This is a genomic window from Acinetobacter sp. 1424608 (assembly GCF_000588255.1).
GTDB lineage: Bacteria > Pseudomonadota > Gammaproteobacteria > Pseudomonadales > Moraxellaceae > Acinetobacter > Acinetobacter nosocomialis.
The window spans coordinates 93,046-119,388 of record NZ_JFXL01000001.1; the positions used below are offsets into that span (position 1 = coordinate 93,046).

Genomic DNA, 26,343 nt, shown 5'->3' on the forward strand with positions numbered 1-26,343 from the left:
CTTAATCAACTTTATTAAAAAAAGATTTAGTGAGATTTTAGAATGAATAAGAACCGTTATCGTATTATTTTTAGCCATGCTCGCGGTATGTTTATTGCTGTTGCTGAAATTGTAAAAAGTAAAACCAAACAAGCAGGGCAAAGTCAGGGACAAATCGGAACAGATTCGACTATAGATTCGGTTCTACCTATTCATTATAAGAAACTCAATCCACTTAATTTTGCTGTAATTGGCTGTTTGGGAGCATTGGTGATTAGCTTGCCAATGAGCAGTGTTGCTGAAACTCAGATTATTGCCGATAAAGGTGCACCTACATCGCAGCAACCGACCATTTTAAATAGCGCAAATGGAACAACTCAGGTCAATATTCAGACACCAAGCGCTGGGGGTGTTTCACGTAATACCTATACTCAATTTGATGTTGGGCAAGAAGGCGCTATTTTAAATAACTCACGTAATAACACCCAAACCCAATTAGGAGGCTGGGTACAAGGTAACCCATGGCTCGCAAAAGGCGAAGCCAAAGTTATTTTGAATGAAGTGAATAGTAATAATCCAAGTCAACTCAAAGGCTATATTGAGGTTGCCGGAAAACAAGCACAAGTTGTTATTGCGAATCCATCTGGTTTGATCTGTGATGGCTGTGGGGTGATTAACGCAGACCGTTTTACTTTAACTACAGGTCAAGCGGTGATGAACCAAGGTTATCTTGAATCATTCCGCGTCCGCGAGGGGCAGGTCACGATTGAAGGTAAAGGTTTAAATGGAAGTTTAACCCCTTATACAGATATTTATGCGCGTGCTTTAAAAGTAAATGCAGGCTTGTATGCAAATGAACTCAATACTGTACTTGGACAAAATGATATTCAAGTCAAAGACCAAGTAGCTCCTCAAATCACGGCAACGACAGCAGCTACTACCACACCTCCGCCAAACTTTGCTTTAGATGTAGGCCAACTCGGTGGGATGTATGCTGGAAAAATCTTTTTGGTGGGAACAGAGCAAGGGCTAGGTGTACGTAACGCAGGTACGATAAATAGTACTCAAGGGACTCTGACACTAAATGCAAATGGTGATTTGGTCAATAATGGTAACTTGATCGCGAATAAAGATCAGGCACAGCTGAAAGCTCAAAATATTCAAAATACCGGTAATGTCAGTAGCGCAACTTCACAAATTTCTATTGAAAGTCAAAGTCTAGATAACTCTGGTTTAATCAGTAGTGCTGATGAGTTACGTCTTAATCAACAAAATAGTTTGAGTAATAGTGGCACATTGAATGCTGCTCGCCTTGTTATTGATGCGGGTAGTCTAAAAAATAGTGGTTCTATCGAACAAACAGGTTTGCAAGGACTTGATTTAAAGTCAGGTTCAATGACAAACCTTGGTGGTAAAATCGGAATTGCTAAAAATACCACAGGTGGTGGTAGTGGCGGGTCGACAGGTGGCAGTGTTCCGACAGTTCCAACTGATCCATCCAGAGATGGCGGAAGTTTAGAAGTTGCTACTCCAATAGATACGACCCCAAAAACTTATGATCAAGGTTATATTCATGTTAAGGAACAACTAAATAATGACCAAGGGGCGATCATTGCCAATGGTGGTGTAGATTTAGACAGCCAAAATGGTCTAGATAACCAAGGCGGTCAACTTAATCTGGGTGCTATTCATATTAAAGGGAATAGCTTTAATAACAACCAAGGTGAGCTCACAGTTAAAAGTGCTGATATCCAAACCTCAAGTTTTAGTAACCAACAAGGATTACTGCAATCACTCACTTCTTTAGATGTAAATAGCCAGTCGATTGATAATCAGGGCGGTAAAATTAATGCCTTGAATAATATTAGTATGATCTCGAGCGGAAACATTCTAAATCAAGCGGGGCAGATCGCGAGTTCGTCTGAACTCTATTTACAGGGATTGGGCCTAAACAACAGTGGGGGTGATCTGGAGGCTGAACAATTATTAAAACTTAATCTTTCAGGTCATTTGAATAACCAGAAAGGAAAAATAGTCACTAATAATAACTTGGATAGTTCGCTTTTTGGTCTAGATAACGACCAAGGTGAAATTTCTGCAAAAAATATTACGATTCAAAACAAAGATCAGGCTTTAAATAACGGATCTGGAACGATTTATGCTGACCAAAGTTTAAAAATTCAAACTGGATCTTTAAATAATGCAGTCAACGGTACGTTATCTAGTCATGAAAATCTGCAAATTGATAGTCAACAACTCACCAATCATGGCTATATTCGTGCTGATCAACAATTAAAAATTAATAATACAGGTGTTATGACACAGCAAGGAGGTGTTCTTTCAGCCTACGGTAATATTGATTTAACGAGTCAGCGTCTTGTTAGTGATGAAAAAAGTGTTATTGCGGTCGGTATCAATGCTCAAGGTGAGCAAGATCAAAATGCTCAAGCAGATTTAAATATTAAAACAGAGCAGGCACTTGAGCATCACGGAAAACTACTGGCAAGCCATAATATTGATTTAGATGGGGCAAATGTAGATTTATCGCAAGGAACGGCAGCAGCTCAAAATATAAATATTACAGCTCGTGATGGAGATATAAATAATCAGTCTGGTATGTTGCAGGCTGACACTATCCAATTAAATGCGGTACAAAACCAGCAAAGTCTGATTAACCAGAGTGGTCAAATTCTTGCGAAAAAATTGAATCTGAACATTGGGAAAGATATTAATAACCAACAAGGTTTGATTCAGCACACTGCGTCAGATGACCTGAATTTAACTGTTCAGGGAGTCATTAATAACCAACAAGGCCGTATTCTCACCAATGCAAATCAGTTAAATATTCAAGCACAGGGTTTAAATAGTGACTCTGGTGTGATCCTGCATTCGGGCCAAGCTGGCTTAAATATGGATATACAAAATATCCATGCGCAAAAGGCTGAATTGAGAACTAATGGCGCACTTAAACTTACGACCGATCAAGCACTATTAGACCAATCAAAAGTGTCTGCTACTCAAGCCAATATTCAAGCCAACCAATTTACTGACCGTAATGGTGAAATGTTGTTTAGTGCGGTAAATGGTCAAAGTTCAATTCGTGTAAATGGTGACTACCAACATCAAGGAAGTGTATTACAAAGTAACCATAGCTTAGACATTCAAACAGGTTCGCTTAGTAACCAAAGTGGGAATATCTTAGTCACTCAAAATGAAGCAACCTCACAACCAGTACAGTTAAATATTGTTAGTCAAAACGATATTCAAAATGATTTGGGTAACATTGTGAGTGAAGGCCAGCTTACATTGAAAGCTGGAAAGGGGCTAAGCAACCAACAAGGTAGTATAATTAGTTCTAATACGCTTGAGCTTACAACAGATCAGTTAATTAATAACCAGTCAGGGCAGATACAAGCTAAGGATATTAAGCTCTCTGCATCAAACTTAGATAATAGTTCAGGAGTAATTGCTGCTAAAACTGGTGATGTATCACTCAATATTAATAATCAGTTGATTAATGGTCGTGTTGAGCAGGGTAAATCGGCTGGTATTATTCAGGCAGCACAAAATATAGATGTTCAGACTGGGTTATTAGACAATAGTGGTCTGATTTATGCCGGCCAAGATCAACAACTCAAAGTTGCTCAAAATCTTAAAAATGCTGGACAGTTAGCTGCTCAAAATAACTTAAATATACAGACGGCTACACTGACCCAGACTTCTGCAGGGAGCATTATTGCTGGTTTAACATCAGATGGTTCATTAGCAAATCAGGGTAATCTTAACATTGATGCTACAGGTGCTATAAGTGCGCAGGGGCAACTGATCGCGGGCGGTGATTTAAGTAGTCAGGCAGCGAGTCATGTCTTAAACCAAAGCCTTGTTCAAGCAAAAAATATTTCGCTCAACAGTAAATCTGGTCAATTGAGCGCTCAACAAAGTACGATTCAGGCCGCACAGCAACTTAATTTAACCACTCCAGATACGTTAGATACTCAACAAGCCAATTTAAAGGCGAATAAAGTTCAAATTAATGCAAAAGACTTAAATAACCAGTCAGGACATATCCAGCAAACAGGTTTAGATCACACTCAAATTTTGTTGACAGGTGATTTAAGCAATCAAAACGGGCAAATTGACAGTCTAGGCCAAAAACTACAAATAAATGCCAATAATTTAAATAACCAGAATGGCCTCATCCAATCTGGTACAACAGACAGCCAACTTATACTCGCTATAGCTAATACGCTCAATAATAATCAGGGCAATATCAAAACTGCTGGTAGTCTGCAAACGAATAGTTCTGAGTTAAACAATGATGCTGGAACGCTACTTAGCTTCAATGGCTTTAACATCAATACACAGCAGCTTAGTAATCAAGCAGGTCAAATTGTTGAGGCTGGAACACAAGACAATATTGTTAACCAATTAATTGTTAAAAACCTTCTAAACAATAGTAATGGCAAGATTCAGACAAATCATAATCTTGAAATTCAGGCTGGTGCGTTAAAAAACAATACGGGCAGTATTGTGACCGCAGGCACAGCAGGTCTTAACCTCAACACAGCATCACGACTCGATAACCAGTCTGGAAATATTCATTCCAGTGGTGATCTAAATATAAAAGCTCAAGACCTTTTGAATGATCAGGGACAAATTCTTGCTGCCAAAAATGCTCAGTTTAATAGCCAAAACACCTTAAGTAACCAAGCGGGATTAATTGCAGCACAACAACAATTAATGATTCAAAGTGCTGCTTTGAATAACCAAGCGGGTCAAATTGGGTCGGTAGATGCGGGCGTAAATATCCAGACGACTCAGCAAGCATTGAATAATCAGAGTGGTAAGATTCAGGCGAATCAAGCGATTAACCTCGATGTACAGGGCCTTGATAATAGTCTACAAGGCTTGATTAGTAGTACTAAAGGTGATCAAAGCAAAATTCAGATTGATACTCACCAGCAGAGCCTGAATAACCAAAATGGACAGATTAATAGCGGTAATACATTACAGATTAGTACCAATAGTCTGAACAATCAGCAAGGTCTAATCACTGCACAGGGTGATCTTGGTATAAACGCCGTGCAACTGATTGATAACCGACAAACCTATTTAAATGCTACCTTGCCAGAGTTGGCCCAAGGTATTCAATCTTTAGGACAAGTCTTATTACAAACATCAGAATTAAATAATGAACAAGGTAGGGTCATTGCTGGAAATGGATTAACCATTCAAGCGCCTAAGGTGAATAACAGTAATGCGGGCTTGTTAGCCAGTGGACAAGACTTACTGATCGACAGTGTTGGACAAGCAGGTACGATTAATAATCAGAAAGGCAAAATCAGTGCTAACCAAAACATTAGCCTCAATACAGGCCTGATAAGTGGAAGCCAACTCGATAATAGTCAGCAGGGCCTCATTAGTGCTGCAAAGCAAGTCAAAATTGTTAGTCAAAATATTGATAATTCAAACAATGACCAGAACCAAGGTATTCAGGCAGGGCAAATAGAAATAGCTGCTAGTACTTTAAATAATAGTTCTGGGCGAATCTCTGCTGAGCAGCAACTTAATTTAAATATTTCGGATAATTTAAATAATACCAAAGGCTTAATTAGTAGTCTTGATCAATTAACAATACAAGGTCAGCAAGATAATAACCGTCTAATTGTAAACAATCAGCAAGGGACTATTATTGCAGGTGAAGAAGGCTCATCAACTGCAAGTTTAAATATTCTGGCCAAAGGTTTAACAGGCGATGGTAAGGTCTTAAGCCAGGGACAGCTAAATCTTCAGCTCAATGATGATTATGTACAAAATGCTCAAGGTCAGTTGCAGGCACAGGGAAATTTAAACCTTAGCTCTAAGGGTAAAGTTACCAATCATGGTGCAATCAAAAGCAACGGACAGTTATCTATTTCAGCAAATACAATTGAAAATGCTATAGATGGCAGTTTGGAAAGCCAGCAAACTCAACTTGAATCTGTAGGTGTGCTCAATAATTATGGACTCATTAATGGTTCAAATACATATGTTAAGGCAGGCCAACTCAATAATATTGCCGGACGTATTTATGGTGACCATATTGCAATTCAGGCGAATACTTTAAATAACCAAAGCCTCAATGGTTTAGCGCCAGTCATTGCCTCAAGAGGTGATCTGGATCTGGGCGTACAGGTTTTAAACAATCTTGAAAATAACCTAAATCATCAAAGTGGTTCGCAAATTATTGCCATGGGAGACTTGCGTATAGGAGGTTCGCTTGACTCACAGTGGCATGCTCAAGGAACTGCGCAGCAAGTCAATAACCGAAGTTCTGTAATTAATGCCAATGGCAATATCGACTTGAATGCTGATACTGTTAATAACCAGAATGTCTTTTTTACAACCAAACAACAGCAGACCACTGAGCAACTCGATTACTGGAATATATATATTTCAGATTCGCGTGCCGGATGGTATAACCCTGGCCCTCAGTCCTTAATTACTCAGGAAATCTATAGCCAGAATCCAGATTTATTTACTAAATTAAAGCCTGCACAACAGCTTGTGACTTCCTATGACAACGCAACGATGCAGGATTATTTAAGTCGTCCTGATGGTTATTTCTTCATTGTAAATAACTATGACGATAGCTCTGCTGGCAACATGTTTAAGGGCTATGTCGTTTATAACGGTCAGCTCTATAGTACTGATCATTATGAAAATGTGAAAAGTACGCAAACTACGACCACGACTGTAGCAGATGAGTCAGCACCTGCTGTGATCAGTGCAGGGGGTAATTTAAGTTTCACTGGCACAATTAATAATGACAAAAGCCAAATTATGGTGGGTCAAAAGCTGATTGGGGATGCCAAAGCAATTCACAATGTCGATGCCAAAGGTCCTAAAATTACACATGAAGAAGGAACGGTAACACCAAGTTATGGCAGTTATGGTGGCAAGGGGCACGATAGAGTCTGGGCTTCTGCTGAACAGGCTTATAATCCAGCAGATGTTACCAAAGGGGTGGATTTATTTATCTATGAAAATCCAACCAGTGCGACGCCTGTTAAAGTGCAAGACCAAACCCAGCAAGTCAATAAAGACAATTTGGCTGAACAGGCGCTGAGTCAAAACCATGAATCTACTATTATTGGTCAGCAAAATACACAGGTTAATCAAACAGAAACTGTTCAACAAACTGCAGCTCAATCTGATCGTATTCAATCAAATGAAGTTAAAATAGGTCAGGCACAGCTTGAAGGCGTGGTCGGGGCAAACACTACCAATCATAAAGCCTTGAGTAGTAGCGCAGTCGATCAAATTCAAAATACTGATACTAAGGCTTCAGCTGTTCAGGGACAAACAACACAGATTGATGGTAGTGGTTTCGAGATTCGCACCAACAATGCTAACGTTAAAGTCCCAAATAATGCGTTGTATAGTAAAAACCCAGACAGCCGTGCTAACTACCTTGTTGAAACAGATCCAGCGTTTAGTAACTATCGCAACTGGTTATCTTCAGATTATATGTTGAATGCATTGGGACTTGACCCAGCACTTCAGCAAAAAAGATTGGGTGATGGTTACTATGAACAACGTATGGTACAAGACCAAGTTGCCCAACTGACTGGCTACCGTTTCTTACAAGGATATGGTTCTGATGAGGAGCAATATAAAGCGCTCATGAATAATGGGCTGAGCTATGCAAAACAGTACAACTTACGTCCGGGTATTGCACTCACTCCAGAACAAATGGCTCAATTAAGCAGCGATATTGTTTGGTTGGTAGAAAAAGAAACTACCCTACCAGATGGTACAAAAACCAAAGCTTTAGTCCCGCAAGTTTATGTTAAAGCGCGTGTGGGTGATTTAAAAGGTGATGGAACTTTAATTAGTGCCGATAGTATTCAGCTCAATTTAAGTAAAGATTTGACCAACGCGGGAACAATTGCTGGACGACAAGTTGTTCAAATTAATAGCCAGAATTTAAACAACCTTGCTGGAAACATCCGTGGTGGTGTAGTTAGCCTTGGTACTGAAAAAGATTTAAATAATATTGGTGGTATGATTCAGGCCGATCAAGCCATGAATTTGCAGGTAAAAGGTAACCTGAATATTCAGTCAACCACACAGAGCAGTCAAAATGCATTAGGCCAGAGCAACTATAGCTGGACTGGCATAGATCGTATTGCTGGCCTTTATGTAGGTTCAGCACAACAGCAAGCGTTGAGTGATCAGCCAACCTTAGTGATGAATGTTGGGGGTGACACTCGTATATTGGCTGCAAATATCCAGAATAATAGTGGTGGGCAAAGTATTATCCGTACGGGCGGTGACCTTAAAGTCGGTAGCCTGAATACGGAAGTGACCAACAATGTGGTGGGTAGCTCAAAAGCTTATCATTTAGATACACGACAAGTCGAAGTTGGCAGTCAAATTAAGAGCCAAGGTGATTTAAGCTTACAAGGCAATAATATTCAGATTCATGGTTCACAAATTAGTAGTTCAGAAGGCTTAACTGCGTTACAGGCGAAAGAACAGTTACAGATTGAAGAGGGCCGAAACAAACTTGATCAACAAGATCAGTCAAGCTTTAGTAAGAAAGGTAAGCTGAGTAGCTCTACGACCAGTGACTTTAGTCATCGTAGTTCAGATGTTGCGGTCGGTAGCATTGTTGAAGGCAAAAAAGTGCTATTGGATGCAGGAAATATCAATGTCCGTGGCAGTAATATTGTTTCTGATGAGTTGACGCAGATTCAAGCCAAAGACAATGCAAATATTGAGGGAGCTCAGAACCAATACAACAGTCAAACCAATAGTGTTGTTAAAAACTCTGGTCTTATGTCTACGGGTGGCATTGGTTTTAGTTTAGGTAAAAAACAAGAAACTACTTTAAAAACCGAACAACAACTCACCAATAGTGCTTCTCAAGTAGGCAGCTTAAACGGTAATACCAATATTGTAGCGGGTAAGGCCTATCAGCAAACGGGAAGTACTGTTTCATCACAGAAAGGCGATGTGAATATATTGGCAGAGCAGGTCAATATTGAAGCTGCTAAAGAACAAAGCACAAGTGACTATAAGCATGAGATGCAACAGAAAGGCTTAACACTTGCGGTGAATGTTCCAGTGGTTTCGGCTGTACAAAGTGTAGTGGAATCTGCTAAGCAGGTTGGCCAAAGCAAGAATGATCGTGTGAATGCAATGGCAGCAGCCAATGCTGGCTTTGATGCTTATAAAGCAGGGCAGTCTTTAGGGAAATTACAAGGTGCACTGTCGGATGCGAGTAAGTTTAAAGATATGGAGGTTGGTGTTAGCCTGACCTATGGTGAACAGAAAAATACTGAAACAAGCCATTCACAAAGTACCACTGCGAGTCAAAGTCAGGTCAATGCTGGCGGACGTACATCTATTGTGGCCACAGGCGCAGGGAATCAATCGAATATTAATATTGTTGGTTCAGACGTATTGGGGCAACAAGGTACACGCTTGGCTGCCGACAACAATGTCAATATTAAAGCAGCCGAACAGAACCATATTGAAGAAAGTAAAAATGAAAGTGCAGGCTGGAATGCCGGAGTTACTGTAAGTAATAAAACAGGCTTTGGTGTAACGGCTGGCGGCAACTTGGGTAAAGGTAAGGGTAATGGTACCGACACAAGTTATGTGAATAGCCATGTGGGTTCTAAAGATAGCCTAACCACGATAACAAGCGGAAAAACGACGAATATTATTGGCGGACAAGTACAAGGTAAAGGTGTACAGATTGAAGCCGATAACTTAAATGTTGAAAGCTTACAGGACAAAGCGACATACAAGAGCAAACAACAGAATATGTCAGCACAAGTGAGTGTAGGTTTTAGTGGAGGCAATGTATCTGGAAGCTTTAGCAAGTCTAATGTAGATGCGAATTATGCATCTGTAAATGAGCAGTCAGGTGTATTTGCAGGCGACGACGGTTACCAGATTAAGGTGAATAAAAACACTGACTTGAAAGGTGCAATTATTACCTCGACTCAGACTGCTGAGAACTTGAAGAAAAATAGTCTAGATACAGGCACTTTAACGTCTTCTAACATTCAAAACGTGACTGAATATGATGCTAAGGGCGTTTCTGTAGGTGGTGGTTTTAATGCCGGAAAAAGTGGTACGGCAGGTAACAAAGAACCTGGCACGGTACTTTCGACACCAAACAAAATTGATCAACACGCTTCAACTACAGTAGGGGTAAGTAAATCTGTTGGGTTTGGTCTAGACAGTGATAAAGACAGTAGTATGACCAAGAGTGGTGTGAATACCCAAAACATTACAATTCGAGAGGAACAAGGCCAGCAAGCCTTAACGGGTAAAACTGCCGGACAGATCAAATCTGAGATATTAACGTCTGTAACTACAGATACAGCACGTGAGAATAGTGGAGCACTGCAAAATAACTTTGATAAAGATAGAGTTCTAAAAGAGATTAATACTCAAGTTTCAGTGACTCAAAAATTTGGTGAAAATGCTCCTAAAGCTGTTGCAGATTATGCTCAAAAACAAGCATTGATTTTACGAGCACAAGGTAATGAGGCAGAAGCGAAGAAGTGGGATGAAGGGGGAATATATCGTGTAGCGATGCATACCGCCTTGGGAGCATTAGGTACGGGCACACTTGAAGGTGCGGTTACTACAGGTACGGTTGCAGCTTCAGCACCTAAAATAAATGATTTCCAAAATAGTGTAGCTCAGGCTTTAACCCAAACAGGTATAAGTGAGAAAACAGCCGAAGCTGTTGCAAGTGGTGTAACCAGCTTGACACTTGCAGCTGCAGGAGTTGTAGCAGGTTTAAATACGGGTAGTACAGCAACAGCAGTGAATGTAGATGCAAATAACAGACAGTTGCATGTTGATGAAGCCAAAGTTCTGAAAAAACTAACCGAAGGTAAAACGGAAGCGGAACAGACTCGATTAAGAGCAGCCGCATGCGCATTGGTAGAGTGTTCGAAAGGTGTTCCCGAGAGTGATGCCAATTATAAAAGTCTGAAAGCATTTGAAGCGCTAGGGAAAACCTATACTAAAGAGCAAAATGCTTTAAAAGCAACTGGGTTATTTACCTATTCAAATTGGGATAAAGCGAATGATATTCGGACGAGTAATGATAAATATGTCAGCAAAGGTAAAAATGTGGGGCAGGTAGTAATTGGAGTTGCCGGTACGGTAGGTGGTGGGCTTGCGACAGGAGGTCTGGCTCTTGCATGTCCAGAAACAGGAGTTTCTTGTGTAGGAGCTACGGTAGCGGGTACAGGAACAGCTTTATCAGCAAAGCAGACAGTAGATGGAGTTAAGGGGTTATTGACACCTTATGAATCTACACAAGGCCAGAAAGTCATACAATCATACAGCCCGAATAGAAAAGATGAGCTATCAGCATTAACACAGGATAGTATTGATTTAGCTGTGGCAGCAGGAGAGGCGGCACTTGGAATAGTAGGAGGTAAGGTCGTTACTCAGGTTGGTGGTAAAGCTGTAGAAATAACTAAGGATATAAACCGCGTATTAAAGAATGACCCTGCAAAATTACCTACAGTGACTGCATCAGCTTCAGGAAACATTAGTGCCAAGCAAATTTCTGAAAATGGGAAAATTATTGATCCACCAAAGGAAGTTCTTAGTAAGCAAAAACAACTGTTGAATATTACGGATAACAATACATCTGGAATTCTACGAGAAGAAATTGCAGATAGTTATTTTACGAATAGTGGTTATACCAAACTTGAAAGCAAATGTGGAAACAACTGTTTCGATGGAGTGTATATGAAGAATGGTGAGCTTTATGTTGTTGAAGTGAAGCCATTAAAAGAGCGCGGTTCAGTTAAATTAAGTGATAATAAAAACTCGCCTAATAATATTGGTGTACAGATGACCAATGAGTGGATTATTAGTCGTGCTAATGAATTAGCAAACTCAAAAAATAGTCCAACTGCAAAAGCTACAGGTAATAAAATACTTCAGGCAGTTGAAGGTGGAAAACCAATTAACAAGATTGTAGTTGGAGTCAATGATAGTCGTGCTGTTACTATTAATTTAGGAAATAAGGTTAGTTCTAAATGATAAAAAATAGTGTAATTGGGATTGCAGAACATGGTCAGTCAATTGCAAGAGAGAGAGAACAACGTAGACTGAATCAAATGCATAAAGATTTAAAAGATAACAATCCTAGAGGGGTTATGTTTGACTTTATGGCAACTGATGCAATTTATTATGGGTATTATGAGTTTTTCTCTCAAAAAAATTTATCTGGATTAAAACAATGGTTTTATGTCTCCAGTTTACTAAGAGCAGAAAGCTGCAAGTATTCGGGAGGATACTCATTATCTACTCCGGATAGATTTTTATTTCCCTTATTAACTGATAATCGAGAGATTCTGGAAAGATTTTCCCAATTAAACACCATTAATTTACTCTGGGGAGAATTTGAACCAAGTTACCAAGAAGCTAAATTCAAACCATCAAAAGATGATCCAAGATTTAGAACTCATGCTTTACAAGCTGTACTTCGAAATGACTGGAAAGACTATCAAGAAATTAAAGCGGTGGCTAATCAAAAAATTAATAAATTAAGAGAAGTCGTACAGTTTGAATTTGGAATCTATGATGCAATTTATGAAAAGGATAAGGATAAAATCATAGAGATAGTACAAACTTTATTAAATCCAAGAGTACACAAAGCTTATAATAAGGATTTTGGTGAAGAGTTTAATGGTGAGATTTGGTCACATCATCCAGTCATGTTTACTAAATTAGCATGGATGAATGGTCTAGAAATCGAAATTGATAATCCTTTAGTGCCTATGGAACTTATGCCAATTAAGCCCTTGGAACACTACGACTATCATTATGATTTTTTAGATCCGAATTGGAAGCCGCAGAGTTTTTGGGGGAAATTATTTGGTAGGAAATAGCGATATTAAAATGTAGTAAACAGTTGTTTATTTACCAAATAATTTGACTGATTCATTTTAAAACAGTTGTCACTTTTTGTGCTTGACGATAAATAGAGTGACTATTATCCTTTGCGTGCTGGCCTACATCGCCAGTCGGTTTTGACGGACCGTATCATAGAAGCATTAAAGGTTTTACTTTTAATGCTTAGCCCCTCGTGCCCCCTCTGCGGCGGAACGGGAGGGGGACACCTTCGGGTGTGCTGGCTCTATGACCAGTCCGTCAACCCCTTTTCGTTCTGCCACCATAATTTTAATGTCTGGCAGAACTCCCAATAAAAAGGAGTCGGCTTTGCACATCCATTATTTCTTGGCAGCCTTTGCCAAAAGCTATAACAACACAACTTAGTTTATTAACGAGTTTGATCGCCATTAGGTTTATCAAGCTTTAAATCGTCACGACCAAAAACTTAGCAACTATAAAACTCGAGATGTGCCAAGCACAGTCTTTATGGGTTTTGCTGCGCCTTTTTTTCTCCCAGAAAGGGCATAGATTTTTTTAACTCATTTATATACAACAAAAATTTATTTTATAACGGTAAAACTATGCCAAATTTAATTCTCCCAACACGTGCTTTAGAAGTTGTAAAAAAAGGAATAAATCTGTTTCACCACGGTGGGTTTCACACTGTGGGCGTCGACAAAATTGTGAGAGAAACTGAAGTGAACAAAATGACGTTTTATAATTATTTTCACTCAAAAGAGCGCTTCATTGATATTTGTCTAGTCGTACAAAAAGAACGGCTCCAAGACCAAGTGGTTGCACTGGTGGAGTATGAGCATGATACAAATGCAATAGATAAACTCAAGAAACTTTATTTTTTACATAGTGATATAGAAGGGCCATATTACTTATTATTTAAGGCTATTTTTGAAACTAAAAATAGCTATCCAAATGCTTACCAAACCGCAGTAAGGTACAGAACATGGCTGACCAATGAAATTTATAGTGTACTTAGAACACTCAAGGCCGATGCAACATTTAATGAAGCGAAACTCTTTTTGTATATGGTTGAGGGTGCAATTATTCAGTATTTAGATAAGAACGATGCGTATGAAGGAAATAAGGCATTAGATTACTTTTTATTAAGGGTAGGGCTGGTTTAGATAAATATCCCAAAGTACATTGCAAGGTACTTTGGGATATACAGGTTTTAAATTTTACTTATAGTAAGTTTGGATTTGGGCAACAAGAAAGTCATAACTCGCTTTATTGTATAAAGCAAATTTTCCTTTTGTTTGATAATTAGTGGTCGACATAATTGCTGGTTCACCGTATGTTTCAGAAACAACATTACCTTTAACTTGCCATTCACCATCGTAAATTTTACCATTCATTTCAATGGCAGGGTCTTTACCACCCGAATAAATTTGATTACCTGCACTGTCTACAGAGTAAGTCACATTGTAGCCAGCCACAGTATCAAATTTATATTTAACGGTTGGATAAAGGGCTTGTTGCCATTCAGCTAGGGTTTTGAAATTAGTACTATCGTTATCAAAGAAATAAAATTCGGTATTGTTATAAACAACAGACTTCGGTACATAAACAAAAGAACCGCTTGGGAAAGTCGCATTACTATTCAATAAGCTCGTAAAAGCTGTTTGATTATTTTTAAGTATTCCAGCAAAGCGATTACTCATATATAAGTAGTCTATATTTTCTGGTCGACTTGTTAAAATATTAGATGGGAAAATGTCAGATATTTTTTTACCTGAAACATCAATTTTTTCGTAGTCGTAACTCACATTATCTGAATTTAAACTACAACTATCATTAAATTGAGCAGTTGTAATTTGTGAGCCTTGGGATGCAACGACATAACCTAAAGGCCAACCATTATTTTGCTTTTGGTATGTCTTTTTAGTGAAAAGACCGAAAGAGTTAAGGTCATAACTTTGGACGATATCTTCAGCCAAACTACTTTCAATTTCATCAGCAGTTATATTGTAAAGTGCTTTTGGATAAGCATATAACATTTGATCATTTCTTTTAATTTCATATGCATAAAGTTGTGGAATTGAAGTTGGAGGATTTCCTGAAGAAATTTCCTTAAATCTATAATTTAAAGAATATAGCGTTTCATCAAAAATTGTATTAGTTGAAAGCGTAGAATTTAAGAGAATACCTCTATCACACTTTAGACTATTTACATTTTGAGTAGATTGTTCCTGAGCTTGTGATGATACATTTTCAGTATTATTAGAGCTTGAACTGCCTCCACCACACCCCGTTAACATAATAAATGAAATAGAAACTGCTAAAGTTGAAATTTTTTTCATGAATAAACCTTAAGTATTTATGTTTACTTTGCGGGCGTGATTATATATTTTTTATTTATTAAAAACAGATCGTTAAGTGATATTTATTAAATATTAAATATTAAATATATTTAAATATACTCGATAGTCATTTTTATCTAAAAAGCCACTAGGAAGCTTAAATTTTGTAAATTTCTATTATGAAGTTTTTTTAAATAAAAGGGCTTGTTATTTATATAATATCTATATTCTAACATCTATATATAACTATTTTTAATCATTACTGATTCTTTTCTCAAGCATTTCCATAAAGGTTTTTAAAATATTATTGTGGTTTTTACCCTTGTGAGTAATTAAACATATAGGGGTGCTGTAGTGCATTTTGTTTTTTAAAACAGGTTGCATCGCACCATCTTCAACCCATTTTTTTGCATAGTGGTCAGGTAAAAAACCTAAAAATTTTCCGGTTAGAATCAAAAAGGCAATCCCTTCACGGTCACTTGCTGTCGCTTTACAGTCTAAAAGCTGATGCAACTTCGCTGCTTCCGAGGTAATGGCATAATTAGGAAGAATGGCTTGCCATTTTTTTAATTCATTTAAATTGATGTTGCTACAGTGGTTAAATAAAGGATGATTTTTGCCGCAATATAAAAATGAACTTTCACTATATAAGTCGAAATAGTCTAAACCAGATAAAGGTGTAACAAGGGGTATAACACCTGCATGCAATCGGTTATCAAGTACACGGCACTCAATATCTGAAAGGGTGCTCATACTAATATTAATAATAACCTCGGCATGCTCTTCGGCAAGTTGAGTCAAGGTGTTGGTGATATAGCCTCTAGGCATAGTCACAAGGTTGTTAATAATGCCGATATTAAACTCACCCTTAAGGCGGTTATGCATTTGGTTGACTTTAGAGCGGAAGTCTTCAATCGCTGCTGTGAGTACTTCAATATATTCTAAAATTTCCCGTCCTTCATCGGTGAGGGCAAATCCGGCACGGCCTCGCTGACATAGTCGAATGCCCAAACGATTTTCTAAATCACTCATATGCAAACTAATTGCAGAGCGGCTAATACCTAAAATACTTTCGGCAGATGTAAAGCTGTGACAGTCGCAAACCGTTTTAAATATTTTGAGAAGTTTTATATCAAAATCAGTGACTTGATTTAATTTTTTAGGTTTCATTTAGTTTTTTTTTTTTAAATCTAAACTCAAGATAATTTGAATTTATCAAACTTATGTCGCTATGTACACTCAAACCATAATTTGAAAATAAACAGGAATGGTTATGTTTGATACGGATAAATTTAGCGACTCTGAGCATACTTTAGATGCGGTTCAACCTAATAATAATATGCATATAAATTATCAGGCACACTGGATGCCTTTCTCTGCAAATCGAAACTTTGCGAAAGACCCACGCATGATTGTGGGTGCAAAAGGGTCATATCTAATTGATGATTCGGGCCGTGAAATTTATGACTCACTTTCAGGCTTATGGACTTGTGGTGCAGGCCATACCTTGCCTGAAATTCAACAAGCGGTAAGCGCCCAATTAGGTCAGCTCGACTACTCACCAGCTTTTCAGTTTGGTCATCCGCTTTCTTTTAAGCTGGCAGATAAAATTGTTCAGCATATGCCTGAAAAATTACAACACGTTTTCTTTACCAACTCAGGTTCAGAGTCGGCAGATACGTCTATCAAAATGGCGCGTGCCTATTGGCGTATTAAAGGTAAACCAAGCAAAACCAAATTGATTGGTCGCGCCCGTGGCTACCATGGCGTAAACGTTGCGGGGACAAGTTTAGGTGGAATTGGCGGCAACCGTAAAATGTTTGGTCAGCTTATGGATGTAGACCATTTACCGCATACCTTACAGCCAAATCTAACTTTTACCAAAGGCTGTGCAGAAACAGGTGGGGTAGAACTTGCCAATGAAATGCTTAAATTAATTGAGCTACACGATGCTTCAAATATTGCAGCCGTCATTGTAGAGCCTATTTCCGGTTCAGCAGGTTGTATTGTACCGCCAACAGGCTATTTACAACGTTTAAGAGAGATCTGTGATCAGCATGACATCTTGTTAATTTTTGATGAGGTAATTACAGGTTTTGGGCGTTTAGGAACATGGACTGCGGCGGAATATTTCGGAGTTACGCCAGATATTTTGAACTTTGCTAAACAAGTCACCAATGGTGCCATTCCTTTAGGTGGTGTGGTGGCAAGCCATGAAATTTACTCTGCGTTTATGCAGCAAGACTTACCAGAACACGCCATTGAATTTACCCACGGCTATACCTATTCGGCACATCCGGTTGCTTGCGCTGCCGCTTTAGCTGCGCTTGAAGTTTTAGAAAAGAAAAACTTGTTAGCTCAATCGGCGGCGTTGGCTCCAAGTTTTGAAAAAATGCTGCATGGTTTAAAAGGTGCACCGCACATTTTAGATATTCGTAACTGTGGCTTGATTGGTGCTTTGCAGTTAGCTCCGCGTGATGGCGATGCCACCATTCGAGGCTTTGAACTCGGTATGAAACTCTGGAAAGAAGGTTTCTATGTCCGCTTTGGAGGTGACACGCTTCAGTTCGGTCCAATGTTCAACAGTACGGAAGCAGATATTGACCGGTTATTGAATGCCGTGGGCGATGCACTTTATCAAGTGAAATAAGCCTTATAGATATTTATGAGCATCGGTAGTGTCTCTGGATGCTCTTTAAAAACCAAATGAAAAAGCAGTTTGATCTGAAAACTAATTGTAGTAAGGAGTAACAACAATGACAAATGGCCTAGAAGATTTTAGCTATGACGAAGTTTCAACTGAAAATAGTACACATAGTGAACAAGCCAAAAAAGTGCTAGGGCATTTCATTCAAGGACGAATTGTATCTAAAACGGCAAGAAAACAGCCAGTTTACAATCCTGCGACGGGTGAAATTAGTAAAGAAGTCGAAATTGCAGATGCTCAAACGGTAAATGAAGCAGTTCAGGTAGCCGAGCAAGCATTTCCTGCATGGCGTGATACCCCAGTTATTAAACGTGCACGTGTCATGTTTAAGTTCAAACAATTATTAGAGCAAAATGCCGAAAAGATTTGCGCTTTGATTGGGCAAGAGCACGGCAAAATTTCTCATGATGCTCAAGGCGAATTGCAACGCGGTATTGAAAACGTTGAATATGCTTGCGGCGCACCAGAGCTTTTAAAAGGGGAGTTTTCAAAAAATGTTGGTCCAGATATCGACTCATGGAGTGAGTTCCAACCGCTAGGGGTTGTCGCTGGTATTACACCGTTTAACTTTCCGGCCATGGTCGCTTTATGGATGTTCCCAATGGCACTAGTCTGCGGTAACTGTTTTATTTTAAAACCTTCTGAAAAAGCACCTTCTGTGGTTTTATACCTTGCTGAACTTTTAAAACAGGCGGGGTTACCTGATGGCGTGTTTAATGTGGTCAATGGTGACAAAGAAGCGGTAGATGCCTTATTGCATCATCCACGTATTCAGGCAGTCAGCTTTGTAGGTTCAACCCCAATTGCTGAATATATTTACCGTACAGCGACTTCAACAGGTAAACGTTGCCAAGCATTAGGTGGCGCAAAAAATCATGCCATCATTATGCCCGATGCTGATATTGATAACGTAGTGACTTCATTATTAGGCGCTGCTTTTGGCTCTTCTGGTGAACGTTGTATGGCACTGTCGGTTGCGGTTGCTATTGGCGATGAAGTTGCCGATGTCGTGATTGATAAGCTCACTCAAGAAATGAAAAAATTGAAGTTCGGTAACTATGCCGATGCAAGTAACGACTTTGGTCCGCTTATTACCCAAGCGCATAAAGACAAAGTGCAGGCTTATATTCAAAGTGCAGAACAGCAAGGCGCAAAAATTGTGGTAGATGGTCGTGATGCAAAACCGGCAGGCTATGAAAAAGGTTTCTTCGTTGGACCAACTTTAATTGATCAAGTCACACCGAATATGACCAGCTACCAGCAAGAAATTTTTGGTCCTGTGTTGCAAGTTATGCGTGTGAATAGCATGCAAGAAGCGATGCAGCTCATTAATGACCATGAATATGGCAACGGTACTTGTATCTATACCCGTGATGGGGAAGCAGCACGCTATTTTAGCAGCCACATTCAAGTGGGTATGGTCGGTATTAACGTGCCTTTACCAGTACCTGTGGCTTACCACAGCTTTGGTGGCTGGAAGCGTTCACTGTTTGGAGATTTACATGCGTATGGTCCAGATGGCGTCCGTTTCTACACACGCCGTAAAACCATTACACAGCGCTGGCCTTCGGCTCAAGTCCGTGAAGCAAAACAGTTCTCAATGCCAACTTTAAATTAATGTCTGCAACAAAGGGAAAACATCAGGTTTTCCCTTTTTCATTAGCAAAGGATTTTTAAACATGTAATAGATTGTTTTATGGATATATTTTTAAGGAATGAAATATGAATAATGATAGAACAAAAAAATTAGGCGAAGGACTTTCAAATCGCCATATCACAATGATTAGTATTGGCGGTGTTATTGGTGCAGGTTTATTTGTCGGTTCATCTTCTGCAATTGCCAAAGCAGGCCCAGCGGTCATTCTTGCATATCTCACTACCAGTATTATGGTCTTTCTGGTCATGCGAATGTTGGGTGAAATGGCCGTTTTAGAGCCGGACACCGGTTCATTTTCTACCTATGCCCGTAAAGCGATTGGCCCGTGGGCAGGCTTCACTATTGGTTGGTTATATTGGTGGTTTTGGGTGCTTGCGATTCCGGTAGAAGCGATTGCTGGCGCAGAAATTTTACATTCGTGGTTTCCGAGCGTTTCGGTTTCTATCTATGCATTTTGCTTTATTGTGTTCTTAAGCTTGGCCAACTTTTTTAGTACCAAAAGTTTTGGTGAGTTTGAGTTCTGGTTTTCTTTAGTCAAAGTAGTCGCCATTATTGGATTTATCATAATTGGTATTTTGGCAATTTCCGGTATTTGGCCTTTAGCTAAAAATGTTAGCGGTGTTGCCAATTTATATAACAACGCTGGCTTTATGCCGCATGGTATGGGAGGTATTTTATCTGCCATTTTAATTACGGCGTTTTCATTTTTTGGGGTAGAAATTGTCTCGATTGCCGCGGCAGAGTCATCCAACCCTAAACAGAAAATTAGACGTGCCACCAATTTGGTGCTGTACCGTATTATTCTTTTCTTTGTGGTTTCAATGTTTATTGCCGTTTCACTTGTCGATTGGCGTTCACCAGACTTACAAAAGTACGGGACATTCCAATACGTTTTAATGAGCTTAAATGTACCAGGTACTAAACTTATTATTGATACGGTTGTGTTTATCGCCGTGGCAAGCTGTATGAATGCCGCAATTTATACGTCTTCTCGTATGTTATTCCGTTTAGGAACACGCAATGAAGCACCGCAGGCAGTCACTAAAGTGAATTATGCGGGGGTACCGGCAATTGCGGTGTTTTCCTCAACTTTTATTGGTTTAGTATGCTGTGTCATTAACTATGTATTCCCTGGGAAAGTGTTTGGTTTATTGCTTTCAAGCACAGGTTCGATTGCTTTGCTGGTGTACTTGGTTATTGCGTTTTCACAGTTACGTTTAAGACATAAGTTAGAAGCAGCTGGAGCAGAAATTCCCTTTAAAATGTGGTTGTTTCCATGGCTGACTTGGTTTGTGATTATCATTATTTTAAGTGTATTGGCTTATATGTTCTTCTCACCAGCCTATAGTTATGAAACGACTCTATCTTTAGGGGTAACGTTAGGTGTGGTGGTGTGCGGTTTATTTGTAACCCGAAAGCGTAAAGCAACCCGTTCGGTTGCAATAAATCAGAGTAATTTATAAAAATATTGAATTAAAATTTTTATGATAGAAATAAAAAGCTCCTTAATAAAAAGGAGCTTTTTACTTTTTTAATTCTCGTTATTTTATTTTAATTGTTGTTTATATTTTTAAATAAGATGCACAGTTATAAACTAACTGTGCAAAGAAATTTAAATGGCTTGCCAATTTTCTTTAACTTCTTGAGAGTTTTTATTTAAGATGACTTGATCGTCTTTTACTTCACCAATCCAAGAAGTAGGAATAAGGTGATGTTGATCATTTTCGTCTTTAGTAAGTTTTAACTGATTTTCACCTTCAAGGTGATCAACAGTTCCTACTTTGGTACCACAAGAAGCAATAACGTCTGCATGTTTTTTAATATCATTAATATTTAAAGTACTCATTTTTGACCTCTTCTTTGGAAATAGAAAAATCGTAGAAACTAAATTACTGGATAAAATCGGAGAAATCTTTCTTTTTTAATAAACCTTACATGATTATTTTATATTTTCACTTAAGCGATATAGTTAAATAACAATGAAATAAAACGAAATATTCATTTAATAAAGTTATAGAAAATATCTTTTTATTACATTTTATATCTTTAATTAAACAGAATTATTTCGATATGTTTAAGTTAATACTTTTGAATAATTATTTGTAATGAATATTAAAATATCTATAAATATGAAAATCTTGAGTATGTTGAATGAATTCGAACATGCTGAAGCTGAAAACAAAAGTCAGCTACGCCAAGACTTGCTTCAAGAATTAGTAAGTTTAGCTAAAAGTTTACCCTATCCAGCATCAGGTCAAACCTACCAAAGGTGGCAAATGTTCGCTCAAATTGCAGGGAGTGACTTAAGTCTAGCTAAATTATTTGAGTCACATTGTGATGCTTTAAGTATTTTAAAAGAACTGGGTTATCAAGCTGAAATAGATGAGCAAACGTGGGCGGTATGGGCAGCAGAGGGCGGGCCTGCACCTCTACAAGTCGAGAACAATCATTGTAGCGGTATCAAAACTTGGTGTTCTGGCGCTGAGTTTATTCACAAGGCTTTAATGAGCTATAAGGACAAGCAAGGCCAAGCACAGCTTTGTATTGTTGAATTAAGTGATCCTTCGGTTCATGTTGACCTAAATCATTGGCAAGCCGTTGGTATGCAAGGCACTCAAACTGCTCAGGTACATTTTGACAATACTCCCGTTACGGTTATCGGTCAGCCAAATCGCTATTTGGAGCGTCCCGGATTTTGGCATGGTGCGGCTGGTGTTGCCGCTTGTTGGTATGGTGCGGCGGTACGTTTAGTTAGCTTCCTACATGAAAGTTGCAAACTCAGCCCAAACGCATTTAAAAAAATGTATTTAGGGGAATTAGCTCAACAGCTTTCTGTAACAAAACAGTATTTTCAATATATTGCCAAGCTTATTGATGAAGAACCTATGCTCAGTCATGAGCGAGAAATCCGTATATTGCGTGCTCAAACAGAACAATGCTGCCAGAGTGTTATTCAACTTGTTGGTAAGGCTTTAGGCGCGCGTCCTTATTGTGAAGAAGCTATATTTTCACAGCTCATTGCTGATTTGCCTGTCTTTATTCGTCAGAGCCATGCGGCTTTTGATTATGAGTCTATTGCAGAGCTCTGTTTGCCGGAGAAAAGCTTATGGGAACTTTAACTCATCCCTTAGTCGAAGATCGCGTAATTTCAGGTGAAGGAACACCGAAGTTTAAGTGGCTAGAGGCATTTAAAACGCATCCTTTAGATGGGCTGAATTTACAATTGTTTCGTTCGAAAAGAGTGGTGATTGTCGCTCCGCATCCTGATGACGAAGTGCTTGGCTGTGGTGGTTTAATGCAGCAGCTAGTCAAAGAAAATTGTCATCTTGTTATTGTGGCGGTCAGTAATGGCACGCAAAGCCATCCCCATTCAACAAAATACAGCCCAGACCAATTAAACGAATTACGTCCGCAAGAGACTTTTGCTGCTTTGAATAGTTTAGGTGTCTCAGATCATTCTGAACGAATTGCTTTAAACCTTACCGATGGTCAGATTCACTCACAGACTCATCTATTAAATCAAGCGCTCAGCCAAATCGTTCAACCTGAAGATATTTTAATTTGTAGTTATGCATTTGATGGGCATCCAGATCATGAGGCCGTCGGGAAAACAGTGCAGGCCTTTGCAAAAGTGCATCAATTAGTATGTGTGCATGTACTGATTTGGGCATGGCATTGGGCAGAGCCTTTAGACCCACGTATTGATTGGTCCAAAGCACAAGCTTATGCCTTAACTGAAAACCAATTAAATAAAAAAATTCAAGCAGTTATGCAATTTAAAACACAAATTGAAGCCGATGAAAGTACAGGCAATTCCGCCGTTTTGTCTTCTAGTGCCATTAGCCGTCTTTTAATGCCTTATGAGGTATATCTGAGTGACTCATTCTCGTATGTATTTTGAGGAGTTGTATCGTAGTAATAATGATCCATGGGGCTATGATTATCACTGGTACGAAGCCCGTAAAAGACAAATCTGCCTTGCATTATTAACACGACCTCATTATGAAAAAGTTTTAGAAATTGGCTGTTCAAATGGGCATTTAAGCGTTTATCTAGCTCAGCGTGCTGCGCGTCTATTGTGTATAGATGTCTCTGAGCAGGCCGTTCAACTCGCATCCCAAAGGTTAGAAGCATTTGAACATGTGACTGTTGAAAATAGAAAAATACCTGAAGATTTTTATGAACAAAAATTTGACCTAATTGTGATTAGCGAAGTGGCGTATTACCTCACATGCGATGAGTTAGATGAGTTTATTGAAAAATTAAAGCAGGCCTTAAACCCGGAAGGGGAAATTTTGTGTTGCCATTGGCGACATGATATTCAGGATTTTGAATTGAATGCCAAGGAAGTACACCAAAGCTTTCAACAATATTTTCCATTTCATCACTATTTAAGTCTAAACGATCCGGACTTTATGGTTGATGTTTGGACTGTTAATTCTTCGTCAATAGCTCAGCGGGAACAATTACGATGAAAATAGGTGTTGTGATTCCAGCGCATAATGAAGAACAGCATTTGCCAGCCTGTTTGCAGTCAATTCAAGATGCGATAGAAAAAGTACCGGATGAACAGGTTGAGGTTATGGTTGTGCTCGATAGCTGTACAGACCAGTCGCGCTCAATTGTACAAAGTTATGGAGTAAGCTGGATTGAATGTAATTATGCGTGTGTTGGAAAGGCCCGAGACTTAGGTATTCGTCAAGTTATTCAAAATGGAGCAACTTGGCTTGCCTGTACCGATGCCGATAGTATCGTCAGTCCCGACTGGTTGCGTTGCCAAATTTTGCATCAGCCTACAGATGCAATTTGCGGTATTGTGACTTTAGATGACTTGAGCCGATTATCTGTTATAAAACAAAAAAAGTATTTGTCACATTATCAAGACTGTATGGATCATCATCATATTCATGGTGCAAATTTAAGTTTTAGTGCTGCTGTTTATATGCAAGTTGGTGGTTTTGAACCGGTTCCCTGTCATGAAGATGTTTCCCTCATTAATAAATTGATAAGACAGTGTTGTAATATTACATGGAGCAATTTAGTTCGAGTAACCACCAGTAGTCGATTAGAAGGAAGGGCACCAGAAGGTTTATCTAAATTTTTAGAAAATCTTTAATTAATATTTTTTTCTTAAGTTTATTTTAATAATTAATATCTATTCTAGACTTATATCCTCTGTTATACGTTATTTTTTTGGTTCAGTAAGCTACATCTTTTTGCCACATCACCCGATGTGGTTTTTTTTATTTTAATGATTAAAAAAAGAGCCAGTCTAAAAGCTTCTCCAACAATAATATTGTACATCTGACATGATGACACAAAAAATCACAAAAGCTAAAACTCACAGTTTTAAGAAATTGTTAGATAACTATGAATAAAACAATAGGAGAAATTTTAATGAAAAAAATAGTGTTAACCACAATTACCAGTCTGGTTTTATTCGGTAGCAGTGCAACCTTTGCAAGAACTAATCCGGCTATACTCAATCAAGCCGCAAAAAATGTAGTCACTGTTTCAAAAGCAAAAACATTAGCTGATGAAACAGGTGTAACTCTCACAGGAACTATCGTAAAGCATATTGCTGGCGACCATTATGAGCTTAAAGACAAAACGGGTTCCATCGTGATTGATGTTGATGATGACTTAGCAAACGGTTGGCAATTAAAAGTGGGAGATAAAGTACGTATTGTAGGTGAAGTTGACACACATCGTATTAAGTCCACCGAAATTGAAGTTTTACAAATTGAACGTGTTAAATAATGTGGTTATAAATACCATGGCCCGAACTAGTTTCGGGCTTTTTTATTGAAATTCGGTAAGGTTACGATTTTTTATAATAATGAAATGTAAAGTATTTCTGTTAAAGGTGTGTTAAGTTGAAAAATCCATTAATAATGAAATTTTATATTTCACGGAAGTCTTATGAACGTTCGACTGTGTTATGCCAGCCAACGAAATGAAAATAATGAAGATTTGCTACAAGATTTGCGTGATATCCTAACAGAAGCTCGTGATTTCAATGATTTGAACGAGATTTGTGGAGTACTTTATTATGCCGATAATGCATTTTTTCAATGTTTAGAAGGCGAAAAAGAGGTGGTAGAAAGATTATTTGAGAAAATTCAAAAAGATCAAAGGCACCACAATGTTAAATGGTTATGCACATATTCCATTGAAGAAAACTCTTTTCAACGTTGGTCAATGAAATATGTGCAACGCAATACAAATATCGAGGCTTTCTTTCTCAAGATGGGAGAAAGTACTTTTAACCCAATTTTGCTTAATCAGCAAAATCTCAAATTTTTCTTAAATGAACTATTAATTGCAGAGCAAACTAAAGTTGATACGGTTAGGAAAGTTGGAATGGTTAATCGGGGAGTAAATCCATTCTAACTATTTGACGTTATACCGATATGGATGTGCTTGAGTTTAGGTACAATTTTAGTCATCACTAAATATACAATCAATGAAACCGAAAGCATCCATATCACTTCTAAACTTTGACTAATCACGAACATTGCCCAGTAAAAAAAACTAAATAGAGCAATACATAGTCCACTACCTTTATAGTACCACGTAATAAATATTCCAAAGAGTGCCGAAGAAATTAAGAGATTAGTCGTCTCATTCATTCCTAGGTAATTAAAAAAAATAATCATTAAGCATAGAGCTAACATTGATAGTAAATATACAAATATATTTTTTGCGATAAACATTTTCTATACCCTATCTGAAGATTATAAAAAGGTATCTTT

General features: G+C 38.4%; 16 protein-coding genes. 12 read left to right on the forward strand and 4 right to left on the reverse strand.

Annotated features, from left to right (window positions below):
• The first annotated feature begins 42 nt into the window (after positions 1-42).
• From J678_RS05260 to J678_RS05270, 3 genes are all read left to right on the forward strand, one after another.
• Positions 43-12,051: a hemagglutinin repeat-containing protein gene (locus tag J678_RS05260; protein ID WP_017393788.1), complete on the forward strand. Its 12,009-nt coding sequence runs from the start codon at positions 43-45 to the stop codon at positions 12,049-12,051.
• Positions 12,048-12,902: an Imm49 family immunity protein gene (locus tag J678_RS05265; RefSeq protein WP_017393787.1), complete on the forward strand. Its 855-nt coding sequence runs from the start codon at positions 12,048-12,050 to the stop codon at positions 12,900-12,902. Before J678_RS05260 ends, J678_RS05265 begins: the two co-directional genes overlap by 4 nt.
• 585 nt (positions 12,903-13,487) lie before the next feature.
• A complete protein-coding gene (locus J678_RS05270; RefSeq protein WP_017393785.1) occupies positions 13,488-14,048 on the forward strand; it encodes a TetR/AcrR family transcriptional regulator in 561 nt (186 codons plus the stop codon).
• A gap of 54 nt (positions 14,049-14,102) precedes the next feature.
• On the opposite strand, the gene J678_RS0103845 is transcribed toward J678_RS05270, so the two are convergent.
• Both J678_RS0103845 and J678_RS05275 read right to left on the reverse strand, forming a co-directional pair.
• A complete protein-coding gene (locus J678_RS0103845) occupies positions 14,103-15,224 on the reverse strand; it encodes a hypothetical protein (RefSeq protein WP_017393784.1) in 1,122 nt (373 codons plus the stop codon).
• 252 nt (positions 15,225-15,476) lie between these two features.
• Entirely contained in the window at positions 15,477-16,394 is a 918-nt protein-coding gene (locus J678_RS05275) for a LysR family transcriptional regulator (RefSeq protein ID WP_017393783.1), read from the reverse strand.
• Positions 16,395-16,491: 97 nt separating this feature from the next.
• Between J678_RS05275 and J678_RS05280 the strand changes: the two genes are divergently transcribed.
• The 3 genes from J678_RS05280 (at position 16,492) to J678_RS05290 (ending at position 21,051) form a co-directional block, all read left to right on the forward strand.
• Positions 16,492-17,874, forward strand: a complete 1,383-nt coding sequence (locus tag J678_RS05280; RefSeq protein WP_079378140.1) for an aspartate aminotransferase family protein — start codon at positions 16,492-16,494, stop codon at positions 17,872-17,874.
• Between the two features lie 106 nt (positions 17,875-17,980).
• Entirely contained in the window at positions 17,981-19,549 is a 1,569-nt protein-coding gene (locus tag J678_RS05285) for a CoA-acylating methylmalonate-semialdehyde dehydrogenase (protein WP_017393781.1), read from the forward strand.
• Between the two features lie 104 nt (positions 19,550-19,653).
• Complete coding sequence (locus tag J678_RS05290; RefSeq protein ID WP_004707938.1) at positions 19,654-21,051, forward strand: amino acid permease; 1,398 nt, start codon at positions 19,654-19,656, stop codon at positions 21,049-21,051.
• A 149-nt stretch (positions 21,052-21,200) separates the two neighbouring features.
• Here J678_RS05290 and J678_RS05295 read toward each other — a convergent pair whose 3' ends face one another.
• Positions 21,201-21,434, reverse strand: a complete 234-nt coding sequence (locus tag J678_RS05295) for a DUF2171 domain-containing protein (protein ID WP_000105754.1) — start codon at positions 21,432-21,434, stop codon at positions 21,201-21,203.
• Positions 21,435-21,732: 298 nt separating this feature from the next.
• Here J678_RS05295 and J678_RS05300 point away from each other — a divergent pair, with 298 nt between their 5' ends.
• The 6 genes from J678_RS05300 (at position 21,733) to J678_RS05325 (ending at position 25,981) form a co-directional block, all read left to right on the forward strand.
• The gene (locus tag J678_RS05300) at positions 21,733-22,707 is read left to right on the forward strand and encodes an acyl-CoA dehydrogenase (protein WP_025466161.1); all 975 of its coding nucleotides are present in this window, start codon (positions 21,733-21,735) and stop codon (positions 22,705-22,707) included.
• On the forward strand, positions 22,695-23,489 hold the full coding sequence (locus J678_RS05305) for a PIG-L deacetylase family protein (RefSeq protein ID WP_017393779.1): 795 nt from the start codon (positions 22,695-22,697) through the stop codon (positions 23,487-23,489). The genes J678_RS05300 and J678_RS05305 overlap by 13 nt, the downstream gene beginning before the upstream one ends.
• Positions 23,464-24,063, forward strand: coding sequence for a class I SAM-dependent methyltransferase (locus tag J678_RS05310; RefSeq protein ID WP_017393778.1), 600 nt, complete (start codon positions 23,464-23,466; stop codon positions 24,061-24,063). Before J678_RS05305 ends, J678_RS05310 begins: the two co-directional genes overlap by 26 nt.
• Positions 24,060-24,704: a glycosyltransferase gene (locus tag J678_RS05315; protein ID WP_002049169.1), complete on the forward strand. Its 645-nt coding sequence runs from the start codon at positions 24,060-24,062 to the stop codon at positions 24,702-24,704. The genes J678_RS05310 and J678_RS05315 overlap by 4 nt, the downstream gene beginning before the upstream one ends.
• 281 nt (positions 24,705-24,985) lie before the next feature.
• Positions 24,986-25,348 carry a NirD/YgiW/YdeI family stress tolerance protein gene (locus J678_RS05320; protein WP_025466160.1) on the forward strand — a complete coding sequence of 121 codons (363 nt, stop codon included), beginning with the start codon at positions 24,986-24,988 and terminating at the stop codon, positions 25,346-25,348.
• Positions 25,349-25,510: 162 nt separating this feature from the next.
• Positions 25,511-25,981, forward strand: coding sequence for an AnBLUF65 family BLUF photoreceptors (locus J678_RS05325; protein ID WP_002049354.1), 471 nt, complete (start codon positions 25,511-25,513; stop codon positions 25,979-25,981).
• Here the strand turns inward: J678_RS05325 and J678_RS23515 are convergent.
• Complete coding sequence (locus tag J678_RS23515) at positions 25,978-26,304, reverse strand: hypothetical protein (protein WP_004707954.1); 327 nt, start codon at positions 26,302-26,304, stop codon at positions 25,978-25,980. The genes J678_RS05325 and J678_RS23515 overlap by 4 nt on opposite strands.
• Between the last annotated feature and the right edge of the window lie 39 nt (positions 26,305-26,343).

Bases quoted from the DNA above. Each gene is read 5' to 3' on its own strand.
- J678_RS05260 (WP_017393788.1), top strand. From the start codon at position 43: ATGAATAAGAACCGTTATCGTATTATTTTTAGCCATGCTCGCGGTATG.
- J678_RS05265 (WP_017393787.1), top strand. From the start codon at position 12,048: ATGATAAAAAATAGTGTAATTGGGATTGCAGAACATGGTCAGTCAATT.
- J678_RS05270 (WP_017393785.1), top strand. From the start codon at position 13,488: ATGCCAAATTTAATTCTCCCAACACGTGCTTTAGAAGTTGTAAAAAAA.
- J678_RS0103845 (WP_017393784.1), bottom strand. From the start codon at position 15,224: ATGAAAAAAATTTCAACTTTAGCAGTTTCTATTTCATTTATTATGTTA.
- J678_RS05275 (WP_017393783.1), bottom strand. From the start codon at position 16,394: ATGAAACCTAAAAAATTAAATCAAGTCACTGATTTTGATATAAAACTT.
- J678_RS05280 (WP_079378140.1), top strand. From the start codon at position 16,492: ATGGTTATGTTTGATACGGATAAATTTAGCGACTCTGAGCATACTTTA.
- J678_RS05285 (WP_017393781.1), top strand. From the start codon at position 17,981: ATGACAAATGGCCTAGAAGATTTTAGCTATGACGAAGTTTCAACTGAA.
- J678_RS05290 (WP_004707938.1), top strand. From the start codon at position 19,654: ATGAATAATGATAGAACAAAAAAATTAGGCGAAGGACTTTCAAATCGC.
- J678_RS05295 (WP_000105754.1), bottom strand. From the start codon at position 21,434: ATGAGTACTTTAAATATTAATGATATTAAAAAACATGCAGACGTTATT.
- J678_RS05300 (WP_025466161.1), top strand. From the start codon at position 21,733: ATGTTGAATGAATTCGAACATGCTGAAGCTGAAAACAAAAGTCAGCTA.
- J678_RS05305 (WP_017393779.1), top strand. From the start codon at position 22,695: ATGGGAACTTTAACTCATCCCTTAGTCGAAGATCGCGTAATTTCAGGT.
- J678_RS05315 (WP_002049169.1), top strand. From the start codon at position 24,060: ATGAAAATAGGTGTTGTGATTCCAGCGCATAATGAAGAACAGCATTTG.
- J678_RS05320 (WP_025466160.1), top strand. From the start codon at position 24,986: ATGAAAAAAATAGTGTTAACCACAATTACCAGTCTGGTTTTATTCGGT.
- J678_RS05325 (WP_002049354.1), top strand. From the start codon at position 25,511: ATGAACGTTCGACTGTGTTATGCCAGCCAACGAAATGAAAATAATGAA.
- J678_RS23515 (WP_004707954.1), bottom strand. From the start codon at position 26,304: ATGTTTATCGCAAAAAATATATTTGTATATTTACTATCAATGTTAGCT.